Source organism: Stenotrophomonas sp. YJH_SMC_43 (assembly GCF_059372535.1).
In genome coordinates, this window is record NZ_JCAFVQ010000001.1 from 845,982 (window position 1) to 866,858 (window position 20,877).

Below are 20,877 nucleotides of genomic sequence, written 5' to 3' on the forward strand. Positions count from 1 at the left end.
GGACACGCCGTAAACCCATCCTTGGGGGCTCGATGGCGCCATCCATGGCGCCAACGGTCCCGGCCAGCCCCTTCCCCCGCCACAACCGATATCAACAAAAGCGCCGGCAGACGAACCCGCCGCCAGCGCCTTCATCAACTCAACTCAACCAATCCTTGCACGCGCCATCTACCTGATCGCCGCACGCCTGCTGCATCCGCTGCTGCAACCGCGCCAGCGTCTCCGCGCCCTGGTGCTTGCCGCTCCACGCCTTCAACTGCCCGGCCAGGCGCTCGAAGCGTTGGCGGGTGCGCTGGTGGTAGCCCGACGGCTGTGCCTCCAGCTCGGCGATCAGCGAGGCGGTCGCCTGCTCGATGCGTGGTGCATCGTTCGGTGCCAGCTTCAGCAGGCCTTCCACGTACAGCACGCCCCACTGCACGCGGGTGGCCGGGCCCTGCGCACCGTCGTAGGCACGCTTCAACCACTCCAGCGCACCGGCGGTGTCGCCGCGCTGCTCGGCCAGTTCGGCCAGCTCGGGCATGTAGTAGTACGGCTGTTCGCTGCGCTTCAGTTCCGCCAGCAACAGCGACTCGGCGCCTGCGTCGTCGCCGACCTGGCGTAGTGCGTAGACCGCGCTGCTGATCGTGGCCTGGCGCGCATGCGCATCGGTGGCGGCAGCGTCGGCAGCAGCCACGCGCTGCTTGACCCGATCAACCAGGGCCGCGGGCAATGCGCCCTTCGGCTGCTGCAGGCGGGCCAGCGACACTTCGGTCAACGCACGCGACAATGCGTCGTCGGCGCGGTCGCCGCGCTCGGCGTCTGCCCGCTCCAATGCCACCAGCAGCTGCTGTCCCAGCGTGTTGCTGGTGGCCGGCCCGGCACTGGCCTGCTTGACCAGCTGCACGCCTGCATAGCCCAGCAACTCACGGTTGCGGCGGACTTCGGCGGGCTGCGCCAGCACGGCCTGCAGCAGCTCGCGTACTTCGGTGGGCGAGGCATCGGGCTTTTCGGCCGTTGCCGAGGCCAGCAGAGCGAAGCGGCGCTGCAGGGCAGCGTCGGGTGCGGCCTTGGACAACTGGCGCAGCACATCCTCGCTGCTGCGCTCGCCGGCCAGGCGGTTGGCGTCCACTTCCCAGCCGTAGTCGCCCAGCACCTGCCAGTCTTCTGCGGCCAGTCGGTCCGGCGTTGCCAACGCGGTGGCCAAGGTGGCGGCAACAGCACCGCGGCGGCCTGCGGCGACGGTCAGTGCCCGGGTCAGTTCGGTGGCATCATTGCCGCCGGCCACGCGGGTGATTTCGTTGCGCTTTGGGTCCAGCACGATCAGGGTCGGATAGCCGCGTACGCCGAAGCGCTCACCCCAGGCTTGCGCACCTTCCTCGTCGCCATCCAGGTAGACGGGAACGAATTTGCTGGTCAGCGCGATGAAGGCCGGGTCCTTGAACAGGCCCGCCTTGAGCTGGTTGCACGGTGGGCACCAGACGGCGCCCCAGTACAGCAGCACCGGCTTGCCGCTGTCGGCGGCCTCGGCGAAGGCATCATCGACATCGCCCTGGCGCCAGGCGATTGCCTTGGCCGGCGCGGGCACCTCGGCGGAGTTGGCGATGGAGACCGGGGCCGGGGTGCAGGCGCTCAGCGCCGAAGCCAGCAGCAACATAGAAAGCGCGACGCGCATCGGCAGCATCTCGAAGGGCAGGGTGACAGGCCATTGTAGGAACGGCCGGGGAGCCTGCTGATTCAGTTTGCTTATGACGGGCGTGCCGCAGGGCATGACGCCCGCCGGGCATTGGCCGGCGGATGCCTTCAGGCCGCTGCCCGCACCATCTGCTGATACACCAGCCCATTGAACTCGCCGACGTCGCCGTCCAGCACGAAGCCATAGCGCAGGTAGGTTGGCACTGCATTGAGTGAGGCGCGCACGGTCAGGACCGGCTCGCGCACCTGCGGGAGCACCGCGTCGAACAAAGCATGGCCGATGCCCTGGCCCTGGTAGCCGGGATCGACGAACAGCATCGCCAGGTGCCGGCCTTCCTTCAGTTCGATCACGCCGACGACGCGGCCGTCCTGCTCGGCCACCAGGATGTGGTTGTCGCCCTGCAGGCGCGCGCCGAACGCTTCGGCCGCGGCGACGCTGCCGAAGGTGGCGATGCCGGCCGCGCTGAGCGAAGGTGCGACCGCCGCAGTGAAGGCAGCCAGGCACACCGTGCTGATCGCGGGCAGGTCATCGACGTGGGCAGGGCGGATCGTCGGCATGCAGTGTTCTTCCGGTGGTGGGCGGCGCGTCATCGTTGCCCCATGCCTGCACGCTAAGCTGGCGGCATGAGTGATTTCAATCCCGCGTACGCTGCCTTGTTTCCGCAGCAGGGTCTGAGCCTGGGCCTGATGACGCCCGTGGCGTCGCATGGGTTGGCCGATCCACGTGAGGCGCGACGTATCGCGCGACTGGCCGATGACCTGGGCTTTGCCGCGTTGTGGACGCGCGACGTGCCGCTGATGGTGCCGCAGGGTCCGGACGCGACAACGAGCGCGTTGGACGACCCGTTCCTGTGGCTGGGCATGCTGGCTGCGGCGACCGAGCGCATCGTGGTCGGCAGCGCGGCCATCGTGCTGCCATTGCGCCATCCGCTGCAGGTGGCGAAGTCGGCCTTGAGCCTGGACCGGATCAGCGACGGCCGCTTCGTGCTGGGCCTCGGGTCTGGCGATCGGCCGGAAGAGTTCGCGGCATTCGGCGAATACCTGGAGGGCAGGGCGGCGACGTTCCGTGAGCGCTGGACCTTGTTGCGCGCGGCGTTGTCACCTGAGGCTGAAGAAAGGGCCGAGGTACTGCAGGTAACCGGTGGCTTCGACGTGCTGCCGGCCCCGGCCACGCGCATTCCGATGCTGGTGGTGGGCACTGCGCGGCAGAGCCTGCAGTGGATCGCACGGGAAGCCGAAGGCTGGGCCACCTATCACCGCGAAGAGGCCGCGCAGGAAGGGCGCATCGGCCTGTGGCAACAGGCGCAGGCGCAAGGCGCTGGGCCAGGCAAGCCGTTCGTGCAGTCGATGTTGCTGGATCTGCAGGCCGATCCGCAGGCACCGCCCGAGCCGCTGCCACTGGGCCTGAAGGTCGGCCGCGACGGCTTGCGTGACTACCTGCTGCGCGTGCATGCGCAGGGCGTGGGGCACGTGATGTTCAACCTGGTCGACAACGGGAGGCCGATGGACGCGGTGCTGCGTGAGATCGGGGAGCACGTTCTGCCATACACGCTCCGGTAGGTGTCCACCTTGGTGGACACGCTCCAGCAGTCGAGCACGGCTCGACTCTACATGGCGTTCGCATCTGCGTATCATTCGCATTTGATATCCCGATGCCGGAGCCCCGCGTGACCCAACGTTCCCCCATGCCCCCGACCGGACGCCTGTTCGCCGCGGTCGCTTTCATCGAGGCCGTGACCTGGGCCGGCCTGCTCATCGGCATGTGGATGAAGTACGGCCCCATGACCAACGTGGCGCTGGTGAAGCTGTTCGGGCCCCTGCACGGCGCGGCCTTCCTGGTGTACGTGGCGGTCACGCTGTTTGCGGCGGTGCGCCTGCGCTGGCCGTGGTGGGCCAGTGCCCTGGCCCTGCTGGCGGCCATCCCGCCGTTGGTGACGCTGCCGCTGGAGTGGTGGTTCAAGCGCCGTGGCCTGCTGGGCCTGCGTGCGATGCGCTGAACCCACTGTTGCATGCCCATTCAAGAGAATGGGTATCAAATGCAAATACGAGCCGTTATCATTTGAGGGTGGCATCCGGTCCTGAGTGGGGCGGGTGCCGGGCGGGGCGTGCAGACGCGCCCGGCCAATCCTTTCCTGTTACGGCTGGTGTTTCATGCACGCACGTCCCGTCGTTCCCGGCTTGCCGGCGCTGGTGTTGGCTGCCCTGATCGGCACCATGGCGATGATGTCCTTCGTCGCTGTGATCGGCCCGGTGGTCCGCATGCTCGGCCTGTCCGAGTGGCATGCCGGCCTGTCGGTCACCGCCGCAGGCGTGCTGTGGATGCTGGCCGCGCGCCCCTGGGGCCAGCTCAGCGACCGCATCGGCCGCAAACGCGTGCTGATGCTGGCGATGAGCGCCTACACCGTCGTCTATATCGCGCTGGCGGTGTTCATCGATGTCGCCCTGCAGGCAGTGCCGCCGGTGCTGGTGTCAGTGCTGGTGCTGGTCGGTGCGCGTGGCCTGATCGGCCTGTTCTACGCGGCTGTGCCTCCTACCGCAGCGGCGCTGATCGCCGACAGGGCACCCACCGGACAGCGTGCAAAATTCCTCGCCCGCCTGGGCAGTGCCAACGCGCTGGGCATGGTGCTCGGCCCGGCCGCCGCGGGCTGGCTGGCCTATACGAATCTGTCGCTGGCGCTGTACGTGGCCGCGCTGCTGCCGTTGCTGGCACTGGCATTGCTGGCCTGGCGCCTGCCGGCTACACCGCCCGTGGTGGGCGCGTCCGCACAGCGCCGCACGCCGATGAGCCGCCTCGACGCGCGCCTGTGCCTGCCGCAGCTGGCAGCGTTCATCGCCATGGTCTCGGTGACTATCGCGCAGGTCACGGTCGGCTTCTTCGCAATTGATCGCCTGGGTCTGGATGCGGCGACCGGCGCGCGCATGGCCGGCATTGCACTCACCGCCGTTGGCGTCGGCCTGATCCTGGCGCAGGCGCTGGTGATGAAGCTGGAGGTGCATCCACGTCGCTGGATCGTCCTCGGCGCTCTCATTTCCGGCATCGGCTTCACTTCGGTGGCGGGCGTGCAGCAGGCCTGGCAATTGCCTGCGGCGTATGCGCTGGCTGCGTTCGGCATGGGCTTCGTATTCCCCTCGTTCCAGGCGCTGGCCGCCGATGCGGTAGAGGCGCACGAGCAGGGCGCCGCCGCAGGCACCGTGGCGGCCGCGCAAGGGCTGGGCATGGTGGCCGGGCCGATGCTCGGCACGCTGTTGTATCGCGGCGGGCCAAGCCTGCCTTACCTGCTGGTGGGCGCGCTGCTGCTGTTGCTGTGCGCGCTGGCCGCAGCGCATCGGATGAAGGAGACCCCATGAACGATTCCCTGATGCAGGGCGCGTGGCCGGAGGCTGCGCCAGCACCACAGGAGAGCACCGACGACGCGTCGCTGTTCCTGCTGCAGCATGCCGGCCAGCACGTGCACGCCCGCGGTTGCCGCGCCACGTTGCCAGCCGGTGCACTGGCGACGTTGGCAGAACGCGTTTCGGAGTTCTTTGCCCAGCAGCGTGGCGGCCCGGGCCTGCTGGTTGGCGCGGTGCCGTTCGAGCCGCGTGCCGACGATGCGCTGTACCAGCCCGAGCGCCTGCTGCCGGCGCTGGCACTGCAGCCGCAGGCCGCACCGCCGCTGGCCGGCGCCCTGCGGGCCGAACCTGTGCCGCAGGACTATGCCGCTGCAGTCGCTGCGGCAGTGCAGGCCTTGCGTGCGCCCGAGCAGAACCTGCATAAGGTGGTGCTGGCGCGCAGCCTGCTGGCACGCACCCGCCAGGCGCTTTCTCCGGACGTGCTGCTGGCACGCCTGGGCGCGGATCCGTCGGTGGCGACCTACGCGGTGCCGCTTCCGGTGGAGCTGGGCCAGGCACCGGCCTGGCTGGTCGGTGCGACGCCGGAGCTGCTGCTGCGCAAGCGCGGCGCCGAACTGTTGTCGCATCCGTTGGCGGGTTCCGCGCGGCGCAGTGCCGATGCCGCCGAGGACGGGCGTGCGGCGCAGGCGCTGCTGGCCTCGACCAAGGACCACGACGAGCACCGCCACGTGGTCGAAGCCATCGTCGAAGGCCTGGCACCGTACTGCAGCCACATCGATGCACAGCCGCGCCCGGTGCTGCATGCCACCGCCAGCATGTGGCACCTCGGCACCCGCATCCACGCCACCCTGAAGGATCCGCAGACATCGGCGGCCGAGCTGTTGGCACAGCTGCATCCCACGCCGGCGGTCTGCGGTACGCCGCGGTTGGCGGCGCTGCAGCGCATCCGCGAGCTGGAACCTGTACCGCGTGGCTTCTATGCCGGCGCCGTGGGTTGGTTGGACGCGCAGGGTGACGGCGACTGGTACGTGGCGATCCGCTGCGCGCGCCTGCAGGGCACGCAACTGCGCCTGTATGCCGGTGCCGGCATCGTCGCCGAGTCGCACCCCGAGGCCGAGGTGGCTGAAACCGCAGCGAAGTTCGCTGCCCTGTCGAACGCGCTGGGTGTCCATGAATCCGCGCCCGCCATCGAGCCTGCCGCATGAATGCTTCCGTTGAATCCTCCCGCCTGCCACTGCAGCAGGTGTGGCCCGACGCGCTGGTGGCGCGCTATCGCGAGGCCGGTCACTGGCGTGGCGAGACCTTCCCGGCGTTCCTGCGCGACCGTGCAGAACGCTATGCCGATGACATCGCGGTGGTCGCCGGCGACGTCCGCCTGAGCTATGCACAGCTGTGGCACGAGGCCGGGCGGATCGGCGCCGGCCTGTTGGCGCTGGGCCTGCAGCCAGGGGGGCGGGTGCTGGTGCAGCTGGGCAACACGGCAGGCTTCATCACCACGGTCTGTGGCCTGTTCCGTGCCGGGCTGGTGCCGGTGTACGCGTTGCCGGCGCACCGCATCACCGAGCTGGTGCACTTCGCCAGCAAGGCCGAAGCCAGTGCCTACATCACCACGGCACTGCACGACGGCTTCGATCACCGCGGGCTGGCGCGGGCGCTGCAGGCCGAGGTCCCGGCGGTTCGCCATGTGGTGATCGACGGCGATGCGGCGGAGTTCGTCGCGCTGGAGGCGCTGCAGGGCGATCGCAGCCAGCTGCCGGTCGATCCGGACCCGCAATCGGTAGCGTTCCTGCAGATTTCCGGAGGCAGCACCGGGCTGTCCAAGCTGATTCCGCGTACCCACGACGACTACATCTACTCGTTCCGCGCCAGCAATGACCTCTGCGGCATAGACCGCGACAGCGTCTACCTGGTCGCGCTGCCGGCTGCGCACAACTTCCCGATGAGCTCGCCCGGCTTCTTCGGCGCGCTGTACGCCGGTGCCCGCGTGGTGCTCAGCCCCGGCCCCGGACCGGATGCGGCCTTCCCGCTGATCGCACGGGAGCGGGTGACCTGCTGTGGCCTGGTGCCGCCGCTGGCGTTGCTGTGGGCGCAGGCCGCCGCCACCAGCAGGCATGACCTGTCCAGCCTGCAGGTACTGCAGGTGGGCGGCGCCAAGCTGGTGCCGGAAGCCGCGCGGCGGGTGATCGACGGCCTCGGCTGTACCTTGCAGCAGGTATTCGGCATGGCCGAAGGGCTGGTGAACTACACCCGCCTGGATGATCCGGAAGAACTGATCGTGGCCTGCCAGGGGCGACCGATCAGTCCGGATGATGAAGTGCGCGTGGTCGATGACCATGACCAGCCGGTGGCCGAGGGCGAGGTGGGGCATCTACTCACCCGTGGCCCGTACACCATCCGTGGCTACCACAACGATGCGGTGGCCAATGCGCGCTCGTTCACCGACGACGGCTTCTATCGCACCGGCGACCGTGTGCAGCAGCTGCCCGGTGGCTATCTGGTGGTACAGGGCCGTGCGGGTGACCACATCAACCGCGCTGGCGAGAAGATCTCCGCTGAGGAGATCGAGGACCACCTGCTGGCGCACCCGGGTGTGTTCGACGCCGCCGTGGTCTCCATTCCCGATGAGTATCTGGGCGAGCGCAGCTGTGCGTTCGTGATCGCGCAGGGCGAACCGTTCAAGGCCCAGGCACTGAAGGCCTGGATGCGCGGGCGCGGCCTGGCGGCGTTCAAGGTGCCCGACCAGGTCGTGTTCGTCGACAGTTTCGATACCACTGCGGTCGGCAAGATCAGCCGCCGCGAACTGCGCGCGCAATTGCGTGCGCGTCATCTGCAACAGACAGGAGGAACGCGCTGATGGCGCTGCCCCGTATTACCGACTATCCCTTGCCGACTGCCGCCGAACTGCCGCAGGCGCGTGGCCCGTGGCGCCCGCAGCGCGATCGTGTGGCTTTGCTGGTGCACGACATGCAGTGCTACTTCCTGGCGGCATTCGACGCCGGCAGCACGCCCTTGCGGCCGGCGGTGGACAACATCGTGCGCCTGCTGGCGCACTGCCGCGCGCACGGCATTCCGGTGTTCTACACCGCCCAGCATGGCGACCAGGATCGCCGTGACCGTGGCCTGCAGGCCGATCTGTGGGGGCCGGGCATGCGCCGCAGCGCCGACCACGAACCGATCATCGAGGCGCTGGCACCGCAGCCAGGCGAGCACGTGCTGGTGAAGCACCGCTACAGCGCCTTCCAGCGCAGCAACCTGGAGACGCTGATGCGGGTACGCGGGCGCGACCAGCTGCTGGTGACCGGCGTGTACGCCCATATCGGCTGTACCGCGACCGTGGTCGAGGCCTTCCAGCGTGACATCGAGGCTTTCATCGCCGCTGACGCGGTGGCGGACTTCTCGCGTGCCGATCACGATCAGGCGCTGCACTGGATCGCACGCACCAGCGGGGTGCCGATGACCACCGACCAGCTGCTGGAGGTGCTGTGATGGCTGCCACGGGTGAGGTGCTGGATCTGGAGCGGATGCGTGCCGATGTGGCGCGCGTGCTGGAGTGCACGCCGGCCGAGATCGGTGACGACGACAACCTGATCGACCTGGACCTGGATTCGATGCGCATGCTCGGCCTGGTCCTGGCCTGGGGCAACACCGGTCTGCCGCTGGAGTTCTCGCAGTTGGCCGAACACACCACGCTGCGCCAGTGGTGGAACGTGGTGCAGACGCTGCAGGCCGCGCAGAACGCATGAACGCCGCCGCGCTGGCCACGCCGGTGGCATTGACCGAGGCCCAGGCGGGACTGTGGTTCGCACAGCGGCTGGCACCGGACAACCCGTCATTCAATACCGCGCACGCGGTGTGGATCGATGGCCCGCTGGACGTGGCCGCGTTCGTCGCAGCGGCAGACCAGGCTGCAGGCGAGGCCCAGGCCTTAGCACTGCGCTTTGCCGAAGGGGCCGATGGCCAGCCGCTGCAGTGGCATGACCCCGCACACGTGCCGTTGCTTTCGGTGCGGGATGTGTCCACCGAGGCGGATCCCGCCGCTGCGGCACGCAACCTGATGCACGCCGACCGGCTGAACCCGGTCGATCCCACCCGCGACCGGATCAGTCAGCAGATGCTGCTTGAGCTGGGCGGGCAGCGCTGGGTCTGGTACCTGCGGGTGCATCATCTGGCCACCGATGGTTACGGCATGGCGCTGTTCACTGATCGCGTGTGCGCGTTGTATGCCGGTCGTACCGGTGAGCCACTGCCGGGGCTGACTGGCGTGCTGGCCGATGATGCGGCCTATCGCGCCGACCCGCGCCGCACGCAGGCCGGGCAATGGTGGCGCGAGCACATGCAGGGCGCACCGGCGGGCGTCGGCCTGGCCGGTACGCTCGCGGCCAGTGACGACGCGCTGCGCTGGGTGCAGCCGCTCGATGCGGCATTCCGTGAGCAGTTGCTGCAGGCATCGGTACGTTGGTTGCAGCCCTGGCCGGACGTGCTGGCCGCGTTGTCGGCCGAGTACCTTCGGCGGATGAGCGCGGCCGATGAAGTGGTGCTGGGCGTGCCCTACATGGGCCGGCTCGGCAACGCGTCGGCGCGGGTACCGGCGATGGTGATGAATGTGTTGCCGCTGCGCGTGGCCGCCGGCGAGGGCAGCGTCGAAACCTTTACCCGCAGCCTGGGCCGGCAGCTCAGCCAGGGCCGCAAGCACGGCCGCTACCGCGGCGAGCAACTGCGCCGGGACTTGGGCCTGGTCGGCGCGCAGCAGCGCCTGCACGGCCCCCTGGTGAATGTGCAGCCGTTCTACAAGCCGCTGGCCCTGCCAGGCGTGCAGGCCACGCTGGAGGTGCTGTGCACCGGGCCGGTGGATGATCTGACGCTGGGCTTCCGTGGCGATGGCCAGGCGCTGCTGGATCTGGAGATCGAGGCCAATCCCGCGCTGTACAGTCGCGAGGATGTCGAGGCGCACGCGGCGCGGCTGCTGCATTTCGTGTCCTCGGCACTGCAGGCTGACGATATCGCAGCCGTACCTCTGGCGACGACCGACGAGGTGCAGCAGGTGCTGCACGATTTCAATGCCACCGCGCACGCCCTGCCGGAGACGACCCTGGTCGAGCTGCTGCAGCAGGGCATGGATCGGGACCCGCACGCGCCGGCACTGGTGTTCGGCGACACTACGCTGGACTACGCAACGCTGGAAGCGCGTAGCTTCGCGCTGGCGGCACAGCTGCGGACAATGGATGTCGGCCCGGGCAGCGTGGTGGCGGTGGCATTGCCGCGCTCGCTGGAGCTGGTGATCGCTCTGGTCGCGGTGCTGCGAGCAGGCGCGGCCTACCTTCCGCTGGACCTGGCCCATCCCGATGAGCGGCTGGCACGTATTTTCGCGTCGGCACAGCCGGTGTGCGTACTGGCTGCGGCGGACGTATCGGCGCGCGTGGCCGGCGTACCGGTGCTCGCGCCGGAGCAGTGGACTGCGCTGAGTTTTGCCGCACCGTGGGCCGATCCGGCACCTGACGATGCGGCCTACGTGATCTATACCTCCGGCTCGACTGGCGAGCCCAAGGGCGTGGTCATCGAACACCGTGCCATCGTCAACCGCCTGCTGTGGATGCGCGAGCACTACGACATCCGCGCCGATGACCGCGTGCTGCAGAAGACCCCGGCCACCTTCGACGTCTCGGTCTGGGAGTTCTTCCTGCCGCTGCTGTGCGGGGCCACGCTGGTGGTCGCCGGGCCGGACGCGCATCGCGATCCCACTGAACTGGCGCGGCTGATCCGCGAGCATGGCATCACCACGGCGCATTTCGTGCCATCGATGTTGGATGCCTTCCTCGCTGCACCGGCCTCCGAAGGGCTGCAGCTGCGACGGGTGTTCACCAGTGGCGAGGCGCTGGATGCTTCGTCCCGCGACCGCTTCCACGCGCGTGTGCACGCCGAGCTGCACAACCTGTATGGCCCGACCGAAGCTGCGGTGGACGTCAGCTACTGGCCGGCGTCGGCGCAGGATCGTTCGCGGCCGGTGCCGATCGGGTTCCCGGTCTGGAACACCCGCCTGTACGTGCTGGACGCCCGGATGCAGCCGGTGCCGGTGGGCGTGCCCGGTGACCTGTACCTGGGTGGCGTCCAGCTGGCGCGTGGCTATCTCGGTCGCGATGATCTGACCACCGAGCGCTTCCTTGCCGATCCCTTCCTGACGGGCGAGCGCATCTACCGCACCGGCGACGTAGCACGCTGGCGCCGCGATGGTGCGGTCGAGTATCTCGGCCGCAGCGACCACCAGGTGAAACTGCGCGGCCTGCGCATCGAGCTGGGCGAGATCGAGGCGGCACTGCGCGAGCTGCCTGGCATGGAGCGGGCGGAAGTGCTGCTGCGCCAGGATGCTCCCGGCGAAGTGCGTCTGGTGGCGTATCTGCCGACCGCGCTTGCCGATGCCATAACGCTGCGCAGCCACCTGGCCACGCGCGTGCCGGACTATATGGTGCCCTCGGCGTTTGTCGGCGTGGACCACTGGCCGGTGACCGCCAACGGCAAGCTCGACCGCAACGCGTTGCCGAAGCCTCCGCAACTTGAAGTTGCCGGCTTGGCGCCGCGCACGCCGTTGGAACAGGAGCTGGCGTTGTTGTTCGCCCAGGCGCTTGGGCGTGAGGCGCCGGTGGCAGTGGATGCAGATTTCTTCAGTCTCGGCGGTGATTCGCTGTCGGCGGTGCACCTGCTGCTGGCGATCGAGCAGCGCTGGCGCTGTGATCTGGGTCTGGGTGCCTTGTTTGCGCAGCCCACCGTGGCCGCACTGGCGGTTCGTATTGCCGAGCCTCCCGCGCTGGCCGATCACGCACTGGGGCCGGTGATCGCATTGGCCGCAACCGACGCCGCCGGGCCCACGCCGCTGTTCGTGCTGCATCCGGCCGGGGGGATCGCCTGGAACTACCGCACCCTGGCCCGGGCACTGCAGCCGGCACGCCCGGTGTACGGCCTGCAGTCGCCGGCACTGGACGCCCGGCAGCCGCTGCCGAGCAGCATCGAGACGATGGCCAACGACTACGTACAGCGCGTGGTCGCATTGCAGCCAAAGGGGCCGGTGCACCTGCTGGGCTGGTCGGTGGGGGGCATCCTCGCCCAGGCGATGGCAGTGCGCCTGCATGAAATCGGTCGCGACGTCGGCGAGCTGGTGCTGCTGGACGCGTATCCCAGCGAGTGCTGGCGGGCCGAACCGGAACCCGATCCCATCGCCGCATTGCGGGCATTGCTGGCGATTGCCGGCCACGATCCGGATGCGCATCCGGAACTCGACAGCCGTGAACGCATTCTGGGGTTCCTGCGCCGTGGCGGCAGTGCACTCGGCAGCCTGCCGGATGTGGTGCTCGATGGCGTGGTGCGCGCGGTGACCGGCACCAATCGACTGATCCGCGAACATATTCACCAACCGTTCGACGGCACGCTGGTGCACGTCCGTGCTGGTCGGGATCATCAAGCGCGGCCACAGCTGCAATCGACGTTGTGGCGGACCCACGCGCGCAGGGTGCAGGCGCTGGAACTGCCGTTCCTGCACGCCGAACTGACCGGCCGCGATGCGGTGGCGCAGCTGGCGCCGTGGTTGTCGGCGCGGCTGCGCCACTGGGATGAGCAACAGGAGATCGCAACATGCAGTTGACCGGTTTCGACGGCCGCGTGGCGTTGGTTACGGGTGCATCCGGCGGCATCGGCGAGGCGTTGGTACGGCTGTTGGCCGAGGCCGGCTGCACGGTGGTGGCGACCGATCGCGAGACGCCGCGCGTGGCCGATACCCGGGTGAAGTCGCTCGCACTCGATGTAACCGACAGCGCCGCCGTGGACGCCTTGGTGGATCAGGTCGAGTCCAGCATCGGGCCGATCATGCTGGCCGCCAGCGTGGCCGGCGTACTGCATGTGGGCGGCGTCACCGGGACCACCGACGACGACTGGCGCCGGGTGTTTGCAGTCAATGCCGATGGCGTGTTCCATGTCGGAAGGGCGTTGGCGCGGGTGATGTCACCGCGTCGGCAGGGCGCGATCGTTACCGTCAGCTCGAATGCGGCCGGTGTACCAAGGCACGGCATGGCGGCCTATGCGGCCTCCAAGGCCGCCGCCACGATGTTTTCTCGCTGCCTCGGGCTGGAACTGGCGCCGCTGGGCATCCGCTGCAACATCGTGGCCCCGGGTTCAACACTGACCCCGATGCAGACCGGCATGTGGCTGGACGAGCATGGTGCCGAGCGGGTGATCGCTGGCAACCTTGAAACCTACAAGGCCGGCATTCCGCTGCGCAAGCTGGCCACCCCGGAGGACATCGCGCACTCGGTGATGTTCCTGCTCTCCGAACAGGCCGGGCATGTGGCGATGAGCGACCTGTATGTGGACGGCGGCGCCACCCTGCGTGGGTGAGCTTTTGTAGAGCCGAGCCCATGCTCGGCTGTTCCTTCAGAGATACGGATGCCTGAAGGAAAAGCAGCCGAGCATGGGCTCGGCCCTACAACAAACAGCGGGTTGATCCGGTAGCGGCGGGCCAAGCCCGGCGACGATTCAAGGCAGGGTCAGGCGGTACACCAGCACGCGGTTGTCGTTGTCGTACGGGCTGTCGCAGGCCTGGCCCTGCATGCGGCAGTGGCGGGCGATGAAGTCGTTGTCGTTGCCGATCAGCAGCAGTACGTCGTTCGGGTGCTGCGGGTCCAGCGCCGGCACCACGTCCATGGCTTCCCACTTCTCTGACAGCAGTCCGGCATGTGGGCCGCGCTTTGTGTCCAGGTCCAGCCCGGCACGGGCCAACTGCGGGCGGTCCAGCAGGTTCAGCAGTTCGTCGCTGCGTGCTGGCATGATCTCCGGCTTCAGCGCGGTGTCGGTCGGGTCGGCCAGAACCGAGGCCGTGCCGGTTTCATAAGCACTTTCGGCCAGGTTGGTGGCATCGGCCACATCGACCAGCAGCACCGACTTGTAGACGATCGGGTCATCGCCGTCCTTGCCCAGCCCGTTTCCGTCGCGGGCCAGCAGCAGGAAGCGATGGCCGTCCAGCGCGCGCAGCTCGCTCTGCGCCGCGGTTCGGTCCAGCTTGCCCTTGCCGTCGTGCGCGTAGGCAGGCAAAGCCATCACGTAATGGCCGATCGGCTGCTGTGGCGTTGGCGAGGCCGTCACGTCGTAGACCAGCACGCGGGTGTTGATGCGGCCCGCCGCGTTGCCCTGCGCGCTGTCCTGTAGCGTCGCGCTCTGCAGGGCGACGAACAGGCGGCTGCCGTCGGGTGACAGGCCCATGCCTTCCACGCCCTGGTTGTTGCGTCGGCCGGTCTGCGGTGGTGCCAGCGAACCGAACGCCGGCTTGCCGTCGCGCTGCGGACGGATCGCGGGTGGTGCCACGATCACACCCTGCACCTGGCCCTGCGCATCGAAGTAGTAGACGTTGGCGGTGTACTCGTCGCCGATATAGAAGTGGCCATCTGCGGTGAACTGCAGTGACTCAGCATCCAGCGAGACCTTGCCCGCACCGGCGCCGCTGGCCGGCGAAGGCAGCACCACCTGGCGCTGAGTGACCGTGTGGTCGCCCGGGTCGGCACCGGTGAACGGCTGCCCGTTGAAATCCTTCAGTACCACGCCCTTGTCGGGCACCATCGCCAGCGTGCCAAGCTCGGGCTCTCCCGGGGTAACGTCGATACGCAGCTGCATGCGCTCGACGCGGCCGGCGTAGTCGTAGAACAGGCCGGCCTCGGGATCGTTGCGGCCACGGTCGGGCAGGGTCCACAGCACACCCTCGTAGCCGTTGGCGGTCCGTTTCCAGCTGCCGGGCTGCACCGCCAGCGACGAGAACGAGCCCAGCGTGTCGCCGAGGAAATCCACCGTGCCCGCGGGCAACCGCCCGGCGGCGACCAGACCTTTATCCACGTAAGTACGACCGCCTAACTGCAATGTGCGTGGCGGTGCGCCAGCGGCCTCGTGCGGAGCGGAGTATCCGCTGGCGGAGAGGGTGGCCAGCAGCAGGGCACTAGCAAGCATCGGTGGACTCCAGGCCGTCGATCAGAAGCGAAGGTCGATGGTACCGAACACCTGGCGCGGCGCCGAGGCATGGAACACGTACAGCTTTCCGGCCGGATCGCTGGGCGCGAACACGCTCGAATCCAGGTTGCTGGCGTAGCGCTTGTTGGTCAGGTTGGTCACGTTGAACGACAGGCGCATGCCCTTGGCGAAGCCGACCTGGCCGAAGTCGTAGCCGCCGGCCAGATCGAACACGGTGAAGCCGCCGAAACCCTGGTCGTTGGTGTAGGTGTAGAAGCGCTCGCCGGTGTACTTTCCGCGCAGGCTGGCGAACCAGCCGCTGTCGCGCCAGGTGATCTCGGTGGCCAGCAGCTGCTTGGGCGTATCGGTCTGGATCCTGCCCTTGATCTGCTGCTCGACACCCGCCTGCACGTAGTTGGAGGCATAGGTCGAGCGGTTCAGCGAGGCCGAGGTGTACCAGCTGAAGTGCTCGTTCGGGGTCCACAGCACGGTCAGCTCGGCGCCGCGGCTGTCGACGCCACCGACGTTGTAGAAACGGTTGCCGCAGGTCGGGCCGACCGGCTGGCGCGAGTCGCAGGGGTTGTACTGCAGCAGGCGATTGTCGAAGCGCACGCTGTAGGCCGCGATCGAGGCCTGCACGGTATCGGTGACGAAACGGTAGCCGGCTTCCAGCGAGCGCGACTCTTCCGGCTTCAGGTTGCCCTGCGCATTCCAGGTGGCCTGGCTGACCGCCTGCGGGCCCAGCTTGAAACCGCCCTGGAACATGGCAATGTTCTCGGCGTAACTTGCGAACACTTCGTGGTGCTCGGCCAGGCGGAAGTTGGCGCCGATGCTGGGCAGGAAATTCTTGCTGGCCTTCAGCGAGCCGGTAGCGAACTGGTTGTTGGATGCAGGCGAGATTGGCGTCTTCGCGTCGCCCGGCAGCGCCTGTGCATCGGAGGTGGCATGCGGGCTCTTGGCGCCGAACTCCAGGGTCAGGCGATCATCGAGCAGGCGCCAGGTGTCCTTCAGGAAGAACTGATGGGTCTTCCAGCGCGTGCGCTGGGCGAACACGCCGACGTCGGAGGGCAGGGTGTTCATGCCACTCAGGTCGCGCGGGCCATCCACGGCGGTCTGGTAGCGCTCGGCACTGCTGGTGTTGCGCTCGTACCAGACGCCGCCTTCGATGCGATGTGCACCCAGCTCCCAGTCGAACGACAGCGTGCCGCCATCGCGGTCGATGGTGTAGATGGTGTTGCGGAAGATGATTGGAATCTCCTGCGCCGTGCCCTTGTTCGACCACGCGCCACTGTTCCAGTTGTGGCCTTCGCCGCGATCGTCGTGGTGGTAGGCCAGGGCACGCAGGCTGAAGCCATCGGCCAGGAAGAAATCGCCGGCCAGGTAGTACAGGTTGTCATCGCGCAGGATCTGCCCGGCGGTGAACGCACCGTCGGCATCCTTGTCCGGGCCGCTGCTGTCGCACTTCTTCGCGTTGAAGCTGGCGGTATTGCAGTAGGCCTTGGCCACGGCCTTGTTCCAGTCCGGCGCATAGCCGCCCCAGTCCCAGCCCAGCCCGCGCGACATCTCGTCCTTGGACAGGTAGAAGTAGTCCGCCTGGGTAGTGCGCGAGGTATCGACGAAGCCGGTGATCTGGCCGCGGCCGAAGTTCCACACGCCCTTGGCGTTGAACTGCTTGGTGGTGGATCTGTTGTAGGCGGTCTGGTCGTTCCACAGATCGGAGACGGCATTCATGCCGGAGATATAGCCGGAGAAACCGTTGTACTCGCCGCTGTCCACACGCACGAAGGTGCGGCGGTTGGCATCGCTGCCGAAGGTCTGCACCACGCGGCCGCCGAGTTCCTGGGCCGGGCGGTCGGAGGTGTACGAGATGGTGCCACCGAGGTTGCTGGTGGACGGCGTGCCGAGGCTGCCGATACCCACGGCCAGTTCGGCGCCGGCCATGTTCTCGCTGATCAGCGCACGGTTGATGGTCAGGCCGTTGTAGTTGTTGTACGCGCCATCGCCCAGCGGCACGCCATCCAGCGTGTAGCCGAGGCGGGTGGAGTTGAAGCCACGCAGGCTGAGGGTCATCGACTGCTCGTTGGTGCCCAGCGCATCGGCCGACTGCGCGTTGACGCCCGGCAGCAGGTTCAGGGTCTTCTGCAGGCTGGTACCCGGCGGCAGGATGTCGAGGTTCTCGCGGGTGATGCGCTGCACCTGGCGCGCTTCACCGCTGCCGATCACCGAAACCGCGTCGAGGTCGGTGGCGGACGTGCCATGGGAGGTCGGGGCAGCATCCTGCGCCCAGGCCGCGGGAGCAAGCGCGATCGACAGCGCGGCGGCCAACAAAGTCTTCGTCATGTTGCAGACACTCAGGCAGGCACGAGCCACCGCGCTGGCGCGGAGCTCATGGAATTGAAAAGGGGAGACAAGCGATGCGACTGCAGGCGCTGCACGCGCCGTGGGCCCACGTGAAAATGGTGCGCTAGACAGATGACTGTCTGGTGACACCGCTACACGCGTGGCATGCCGGAGCATGCATTGATATATGCCAACCTTGGTTGGCATGCGCGGCGTCGTTGGTGGAACGCCAACCAAGGTTGGCGTCTACGGGGGCGCCGAACGAGGTCGGCGTCACTGTGCGATCAACCCGCGTTGCGCGGCTTGCGCGTGCGCTTCGGCTTTGCGGTGTCACCACTGCTCACGGCACCGTCCTGCAGCGCCTGCAGCCAGGACAGGGTGTCCACGTAGTCGATGAAATGGCGCAGGTAACCTGGGCTGGTGGCCTGCATCGTGTCCAGCATGCGCTGCACCAGCACCGCCGAGTTCAGCGGGCCGCCGTCAGCCGGAGCCTCGGCGCGCAGCGAGCGGCGCACCTGCAGTTCGCTGCGCAGTTCCGACCACTCGCGCTGTACCTGCTGCAGCATCGGCACCCGCGGGTAATGCGGCAGCGAGCGCGACCCCGCATCGAGGTCGCGCACCAGTGCGCGTAGTCCCTCCAGTGCGGGCGGCTTACTTGGCATCCGGGGCCTTGGGCTTGGGAATCGGCGCGATCTCCACGCGACGGTTGCGTGCGCGTCCTTCCTCATTGGCATTGGAACTGACCGGCTGCTCGCTGCCGAACGCGGCGGCGAACACGGCGTCAGCCGGTACGCCATCGGCAATCAGGGTACGGGTCACGGTCAGCGAACGTTGCGCGGACAGCTCCCAGTTGTCGGCGAAGCGGCGGTTGCCTTCGCGCACCGGCGCATCATCGGTGAAGCCGCTGACCATGAGGATTTCTTCGCGACTGCCCAGATAGGCGGCCAGCGGTGTCGCCAGGCTGCGCAGCAGCTCCTGGCCTTCCGGCTGCAGCTGGTCGGAGTTGAGCGCGAACAACACGCTGCCGCTGATGCCGATGCGGCCATCAACCAGCGTCACACGACCGGCAGCCAGCGGGCCAGCCAGTGCCTGTTCGAGCGTCTGCAGGCGCTTGGCTTCGGCCTGGCGCTGCTTCACTTCTTGGTCCAACCGCTGCGACAGCTCCAGCTGCACCGCGACCACACCCACCAGGATCAGCACGAACGCACCCAGCAGCACCGACATCAGGTCGCCGAAGGCGGCCCAGATCGGGGCGTGTGAGCCGCCATCGACCTCCAGCTCGTCGCTCATGCGCTGCCGGCCTTGCCGCGGCGCGTGGCCAGCTGCTGCAGTTCTTCCATCACCTGCTTCTGCGACAGCAGGCTGAGGTCGACCACCTCGCGCGCCTGCGCCACGTAGTAGGCCAGCTGCTCATCGCTGCGGGCCAGCGAGGCATCCAGAGCGCCGCCAATCTGTTCCAGGCGGCCGGAAAGCTCGGTGGAGGCACTGCCGAACTGCGCGACCGCCTCACCAAAGGTGCTGGCCAACTGGCCCACTTCACCGGCGCTGCCGTTGAGCGCTGCGGCGATGCCGTCCAGCTTCCCGGTCTCGGCGGCGATATGGTCGGTGAAGCGGTTGCCGACGCGCTCCAGCAGCTCGGCCGAACCGCCGACCAGCGCGTCCACGGCGGTGCGCTGTTCGTGCGAGGCATGGTTGATCGCATCGAGCAGGGTCTGCACGGTGGCCAGCAGGCGACCGCGTTCTTCCAGCATTGCGTTGTCACGCACCAGGCTTTCAGAGAGCGTGCTGCGCAGTTCGTTGATGACGTCGGCAGCGGCCTTCGGCGCGGCTGCCGCGGTCTGCAGCAGGGTGGAGACTTCGGCCAGCGTTGCGCTGGCCTGTGCACGACCGTTCTCGCCGATCTGCTGTGCGGTCGCCGCCAGCGTGTCGCAGACCTGCTGCTGCTGCGCAGCCAGGCGCTCGCCATTGGCCTGCAGGCGCTCGGCCAGCTCGGCGGAAACGTGCTGCAAGGCATCGCTCCAGCGTTGCAGGCGCTGTTCGTCGCCGGCCTGCAGCTGCGCATGCAGCGCGGCGTGGGCTTGCTGCAGTTCGGCGCTGACCGCGTCCCAGCGCGCCTGGCGCTGCTGTTCGCGAGTGTCCAGGCAGGCCTGCAGTTCGGCGTGCGCAGCTGCGGCGGCAGCCTGGGCGGCCTGCCACTGCTGCGAGCGCTGCTGTTCGTGGTCCTGCAGCAACGACTGGCTGGCGTCGTGACGCTGCTCCAGTGCCCGCAGCAATGCCTGCGCATGCTCGTCCAGCTGCTGGCCGGCCGCCAGCAGCGCCTGCTGCTGGCGCTCGACCAGCGCGCTGTTCAGTGCCTGCTGCTGCTCGATGGCGGCGCGCCAGGCCTCGGCGTTGCCGTTGGCATCGACCTGCAGGCGCTCGCCGATGCGCGCGACCAGTGCTTCGGCCTGCGTGCCCTGGCCATCGCTGAAGGCCTGCAGGTGCTGGCGCAGATCGTCCACCAGGGCCTGCTGTGCCTGGCTCTGTTCACTCACGACCTTGGCCCAGCTGGCTTCGGTCGCAACGCGGCTGCGCTCGAAACCGTCGCTCAGGCCAGCCAGCTGCTCCTGCACGGCCTGCTCGACGCGGGCGTGCAGTGCTTCGCTGTGACGGGCCAGGCCAGCCAGCGTGGTCTCGGCCATCGGCTGCAGCGCACCGCCGATGGCGGCGGCGCTGGCTTCGGCGCCTTCGCGCAGCGACTGCTGCAGCGAGACCGCCAGACGCTCCTGCAGCGCCTGGCTCTGGGTCAGGAATTCGGCCTGGCCGGCCAGCAGGCGCTCGTTGGCGGCCGTGCTGTGCTGTTCAAAGGTCTGTGTCATCGCCTGCAGGCGGTCGACCAGTGCCGGCAGTGCGGCGGACTGTGCCTGCAGCAGGCGCAGCGACTCGGCGCGCTGCCAGGCCTGCGAGTAGGGATGCAGGTCGCCTGCAATGGCCCGGTCCAGCTGCTGCACGGCCTGCAGCCGATCCCGACGCAGCAGCGCCGCCAGCAGGCCGAGCATGGCCGAGCTGGCCACACCGGCGATCGAGGTACCGAATGCCACCGCCAGGCCCTGCACCGGCGAGGCCAGCGAGCCGCGGATGGCGGCCATGTCGGTCGCGCTCTGCAGGGCCAGTCCGGTGCCACGCAGCGTGTCCATCATGCCCAGCAGGGTACCGAGCATGCCCAGCAGCACCAGCAGGCCGACCAGGTAAGGGGTCAGCACCGGTGCGGGCAGGGCGGTGCGCTCGCCCTCCACGCGCAGGCGCACGGCGTTGCGCAGGCCTACCGGCACGCGCTCCAGCCAGGGGGCGAGGCTTTCCTTCGCGCTGGACAGGTCGTTCAGTGCGGCGCGCAGGCCGTTGCTGGCCTTGCGGTAGCGGTACAGCTCCACGCCACCGGCGATGTAGCAGGCCGCGATGATCGCCGCCACCGCTGCACCCAGCGGATGCACCGAAACGTAGCCAATGCCGATCCAGCACACGGCCAGCAGGCCGACAAGGAAGACAACGACATGGAAAGCAGTTCTGGACATGGTGTTC

Annotated in this window: 16 protein-coding genes; 9 read left to right on the plus strand and 7 right to left on the minus strand. The window is 68.3% G+C overall.

The window, feature by feature from the left end; translation table 11 throughout:
* Positions 1–139 precede the first annotated feature (139 nt).
* Positions 140–1,660 (minus strand): thioredoxin family protein, encoded by a 1,521-nt coding sequence (locus tag AC5QAH_RS04000; RefSeq protein ID WP_272773640.1) that lies wholly within the window; start codon positions 1,658–1,660, stop codon positions 140–142.
* Positions 1,661–1,779: 119 nt separating this feature from the next.
* Positions 1,780–2,229 carry a GNAT family N-acetyltransferase gene (locus tag AC5QAH_RS04005; protein ID WP_049455092.1) on the minus strand — a complete coding sequence of 150 codons (450 nt, stop codon included), beginning with the start codon at positions 2,227–2,229 and terminating at the stop codon, positions 1,780–1,782.
* 66 nt (positions 2,230–2,295) lie between these two features.
* Between AC5QAH_RS04005 and AC5QAH_RS04010 the strand changes: the two genes are divergently transcribed.
* The 9 genes from AC5QAH_RS04010 to AC5QAH_RS04050 all read left to right on the plus strand — a co-directional run bounded on the left by AC5QAH_RS04010 (position 2,296) and on the right by AC5QAH_RS04050 (position 13,383).
* The gene (locus AC5QAH_RS04010; protein WP_049455093.1) at positions 2,296–3,231 is read left to right on the plus strand and encodes a TIGR03571 family LLM class oxidoreductase; all 936 of its coding nucleotides are present in this window, start codon (positions 2,296–2,298) and stop codon (positions 3,229–3,231) included.
* A gap of 125 nt (positions 3,232–3,356) precedes the next feature.
* Entirely contained in the window at positions 3,357–3,668 is a 312-nt protein-coding gene (locus AC5QAH_RS04015) for a DUF3817 domain-containing protein (protein WP_049455094.1), read from the plus strand.
* 154 nt (positions 3,669–3,822) lie between these two features.
* A complete protein-coding gene (locus AC5QAH_RS04020) occupies positions 3,823–5,019 on the plus strand; it encodes an MFS transporter (protein ID WP_021204252.1) in 1,197 nt (398 codons plus the stop codon).
* Positions 5,016–6,209, plus strand: a complete 1,194-nt coding sequence (locus AC5QAH_RS04025) for an isochorismate synthase (protein ID WP_313411597.1) — start codon at positions 5,016–5,018, stop codon at positions 6,207–6,209. The genes AC5QAH_RS04020 and AC5QAH_RS04025 overlap by 4 nt, the downstream gene beginning before the upstream one ends.
* A complete protein-coding gene (locus AC5QAH_RS04030; protein ID WP_313411599.1) occupies positions 6,206–7,858 on the plus strand; it encodes a (2,3-dihydroxybenzoyl)adenylate synthase in 1,653 nt (550 codons plus the stop codon). Before AC5QAH_RS04025 ends, AC5QAH_RS04030 begins: the two co-directional genes overlap by 4 nt.
* Positions 7,858–8,490, plus strand: a complete 633-nt coding sequence (locus tag AC5QAH_RS04035) for an isochorismatase family protein (RefSeq protein WP_241874021.1) — start codon at positions 7,858–7,860, stop codon at positions 8,488–8,490. The genes AC5QAH_RS04030 and AC5QAH_RS04035 overlap by 1 nt, the downstream gene beginning before the upstream one ends.
* On the plus strand, positions 8,490–8,747 hold the full coding sequence (locus tag AC5QAH_RS04040; RefSeq protein WP_046986169.1) for a phosphopantetheine-binding protein: 258 nt from the start codon (positions 8,490–8,492) through the stop codon (positions 8,745–8,747). Before AC5QAH_RS04035 ends, AC5QAH_RS04040 begins: the two co-directional genes overlap by 1 nt.
* Positions 8,744–12,634, plus strand: a complete 3,891-nt coding sequence (locus tag AC5QAH_RS04045; RefSeq protein WP_495232105.1) for an enterobactin synthase subunit F — start codon at positions 8,744–8,746, stop codon at positions 12,632–12,634. The genes AC5QAH_RS04040 and AC5QAH_RS04045 overlap by 4 nt, the downstream gene beginning before the upstream one ends.
* Positions 12,625–13,383, plus strand: a complete 759-nt coding sequence (locus AC5QAH_RS04050; protein ID WP_049480895.1) for a 2,3-dihydro-2,3-dihydroxybenzoate dehydrogenase — start codon at positions 12,625–12,627, stop codon at positions 13,381–13,383. The genes AC5QAH_RS04045 and AC5QAH_RS04050 overlap by 10 nt, the downstream gene beginning before the upstream one ends.
* Before the next feature lie 138 nt (positions 13,384–13,521).
* On the opposite strand, the gene AC5QAH_RS04055 is transcribed toward AC5QAH_RS04050, so the two are convergent.
* The 5 genes from AC5QAH_RS04055 to AC5QAH_RS04075 form a co-directional block, all read right to left on the minus strand.
* Positions 13,522–14,979 carry an esterase-like activity of phytase family protein gene (locus AC5QAH_RS04055; protein WP_495232106.1) on the minus strand — a complete coding sequence of 486 codons (1,458 nt, stop codon included), beginning with the start codon at positions 14,977–14,979 and terminating at the stop codon, positions 13,522–13,524.
* Between the two features lie 21 nt (positions 14,980–15,000).
* Complete coding sequence (locus AC5QAH_RS04060; protein ID WP_071305341.1) at positions 15,001–17,319, minus strand: TonB-dependent receptor; 2,319 nt, start codon at positions 17,317–17,319, stop codon at positions 15,001–15,003.
* A gap of 284 nt (positions 17,320–17,603) precedes the next feature.
* Positions 17,604–17,981 carry a DUF2894 domain-containing protein gene (locus AC5QAH_RS04065; protein WP_019337837.1) on the minus strand — a complete coding sequence of 126 codons (378 nt, stop codon included), beginning with the start codon at positions 17,979–17,981 and terminating at the stop codon, positions 17,604–17,606.
* The gene (locus tag AC5QAH_RS04070) at positions 17,971–18,609 is read right to left on the minus strand and encodes an OmpA family protein (protein ID WP_043396365.1); all 639 of its coding nucleotides are present in this window, start codon (positions 18,607–18,609) and stop codon (positions 17,971–17,973) included. The genes AC5QAH_RS04065 and AC5QAH_RS04070 overlap by 11 nt, the downstream gene beginning before the upstream one ends.
* Positions 18,606–20,870: a DUF802 domain-containing protein gene (locus AC5QAH_RS04075; RefSeq protein ID WP_495232107.1), complete on the minus strand. Its 2,265-nt coding sequence runs from the start codon at positions 20,868–20,870 to the stop codon at positions 18,606–18,608. The genes AC5QAH_RS04070 and AC5QAH_RS04075 overlap by 4 nt, the downstream gene beginning before the upstream one ends.
* Positions 20,871–20,877: the final 7 nt, after the last annotated feature.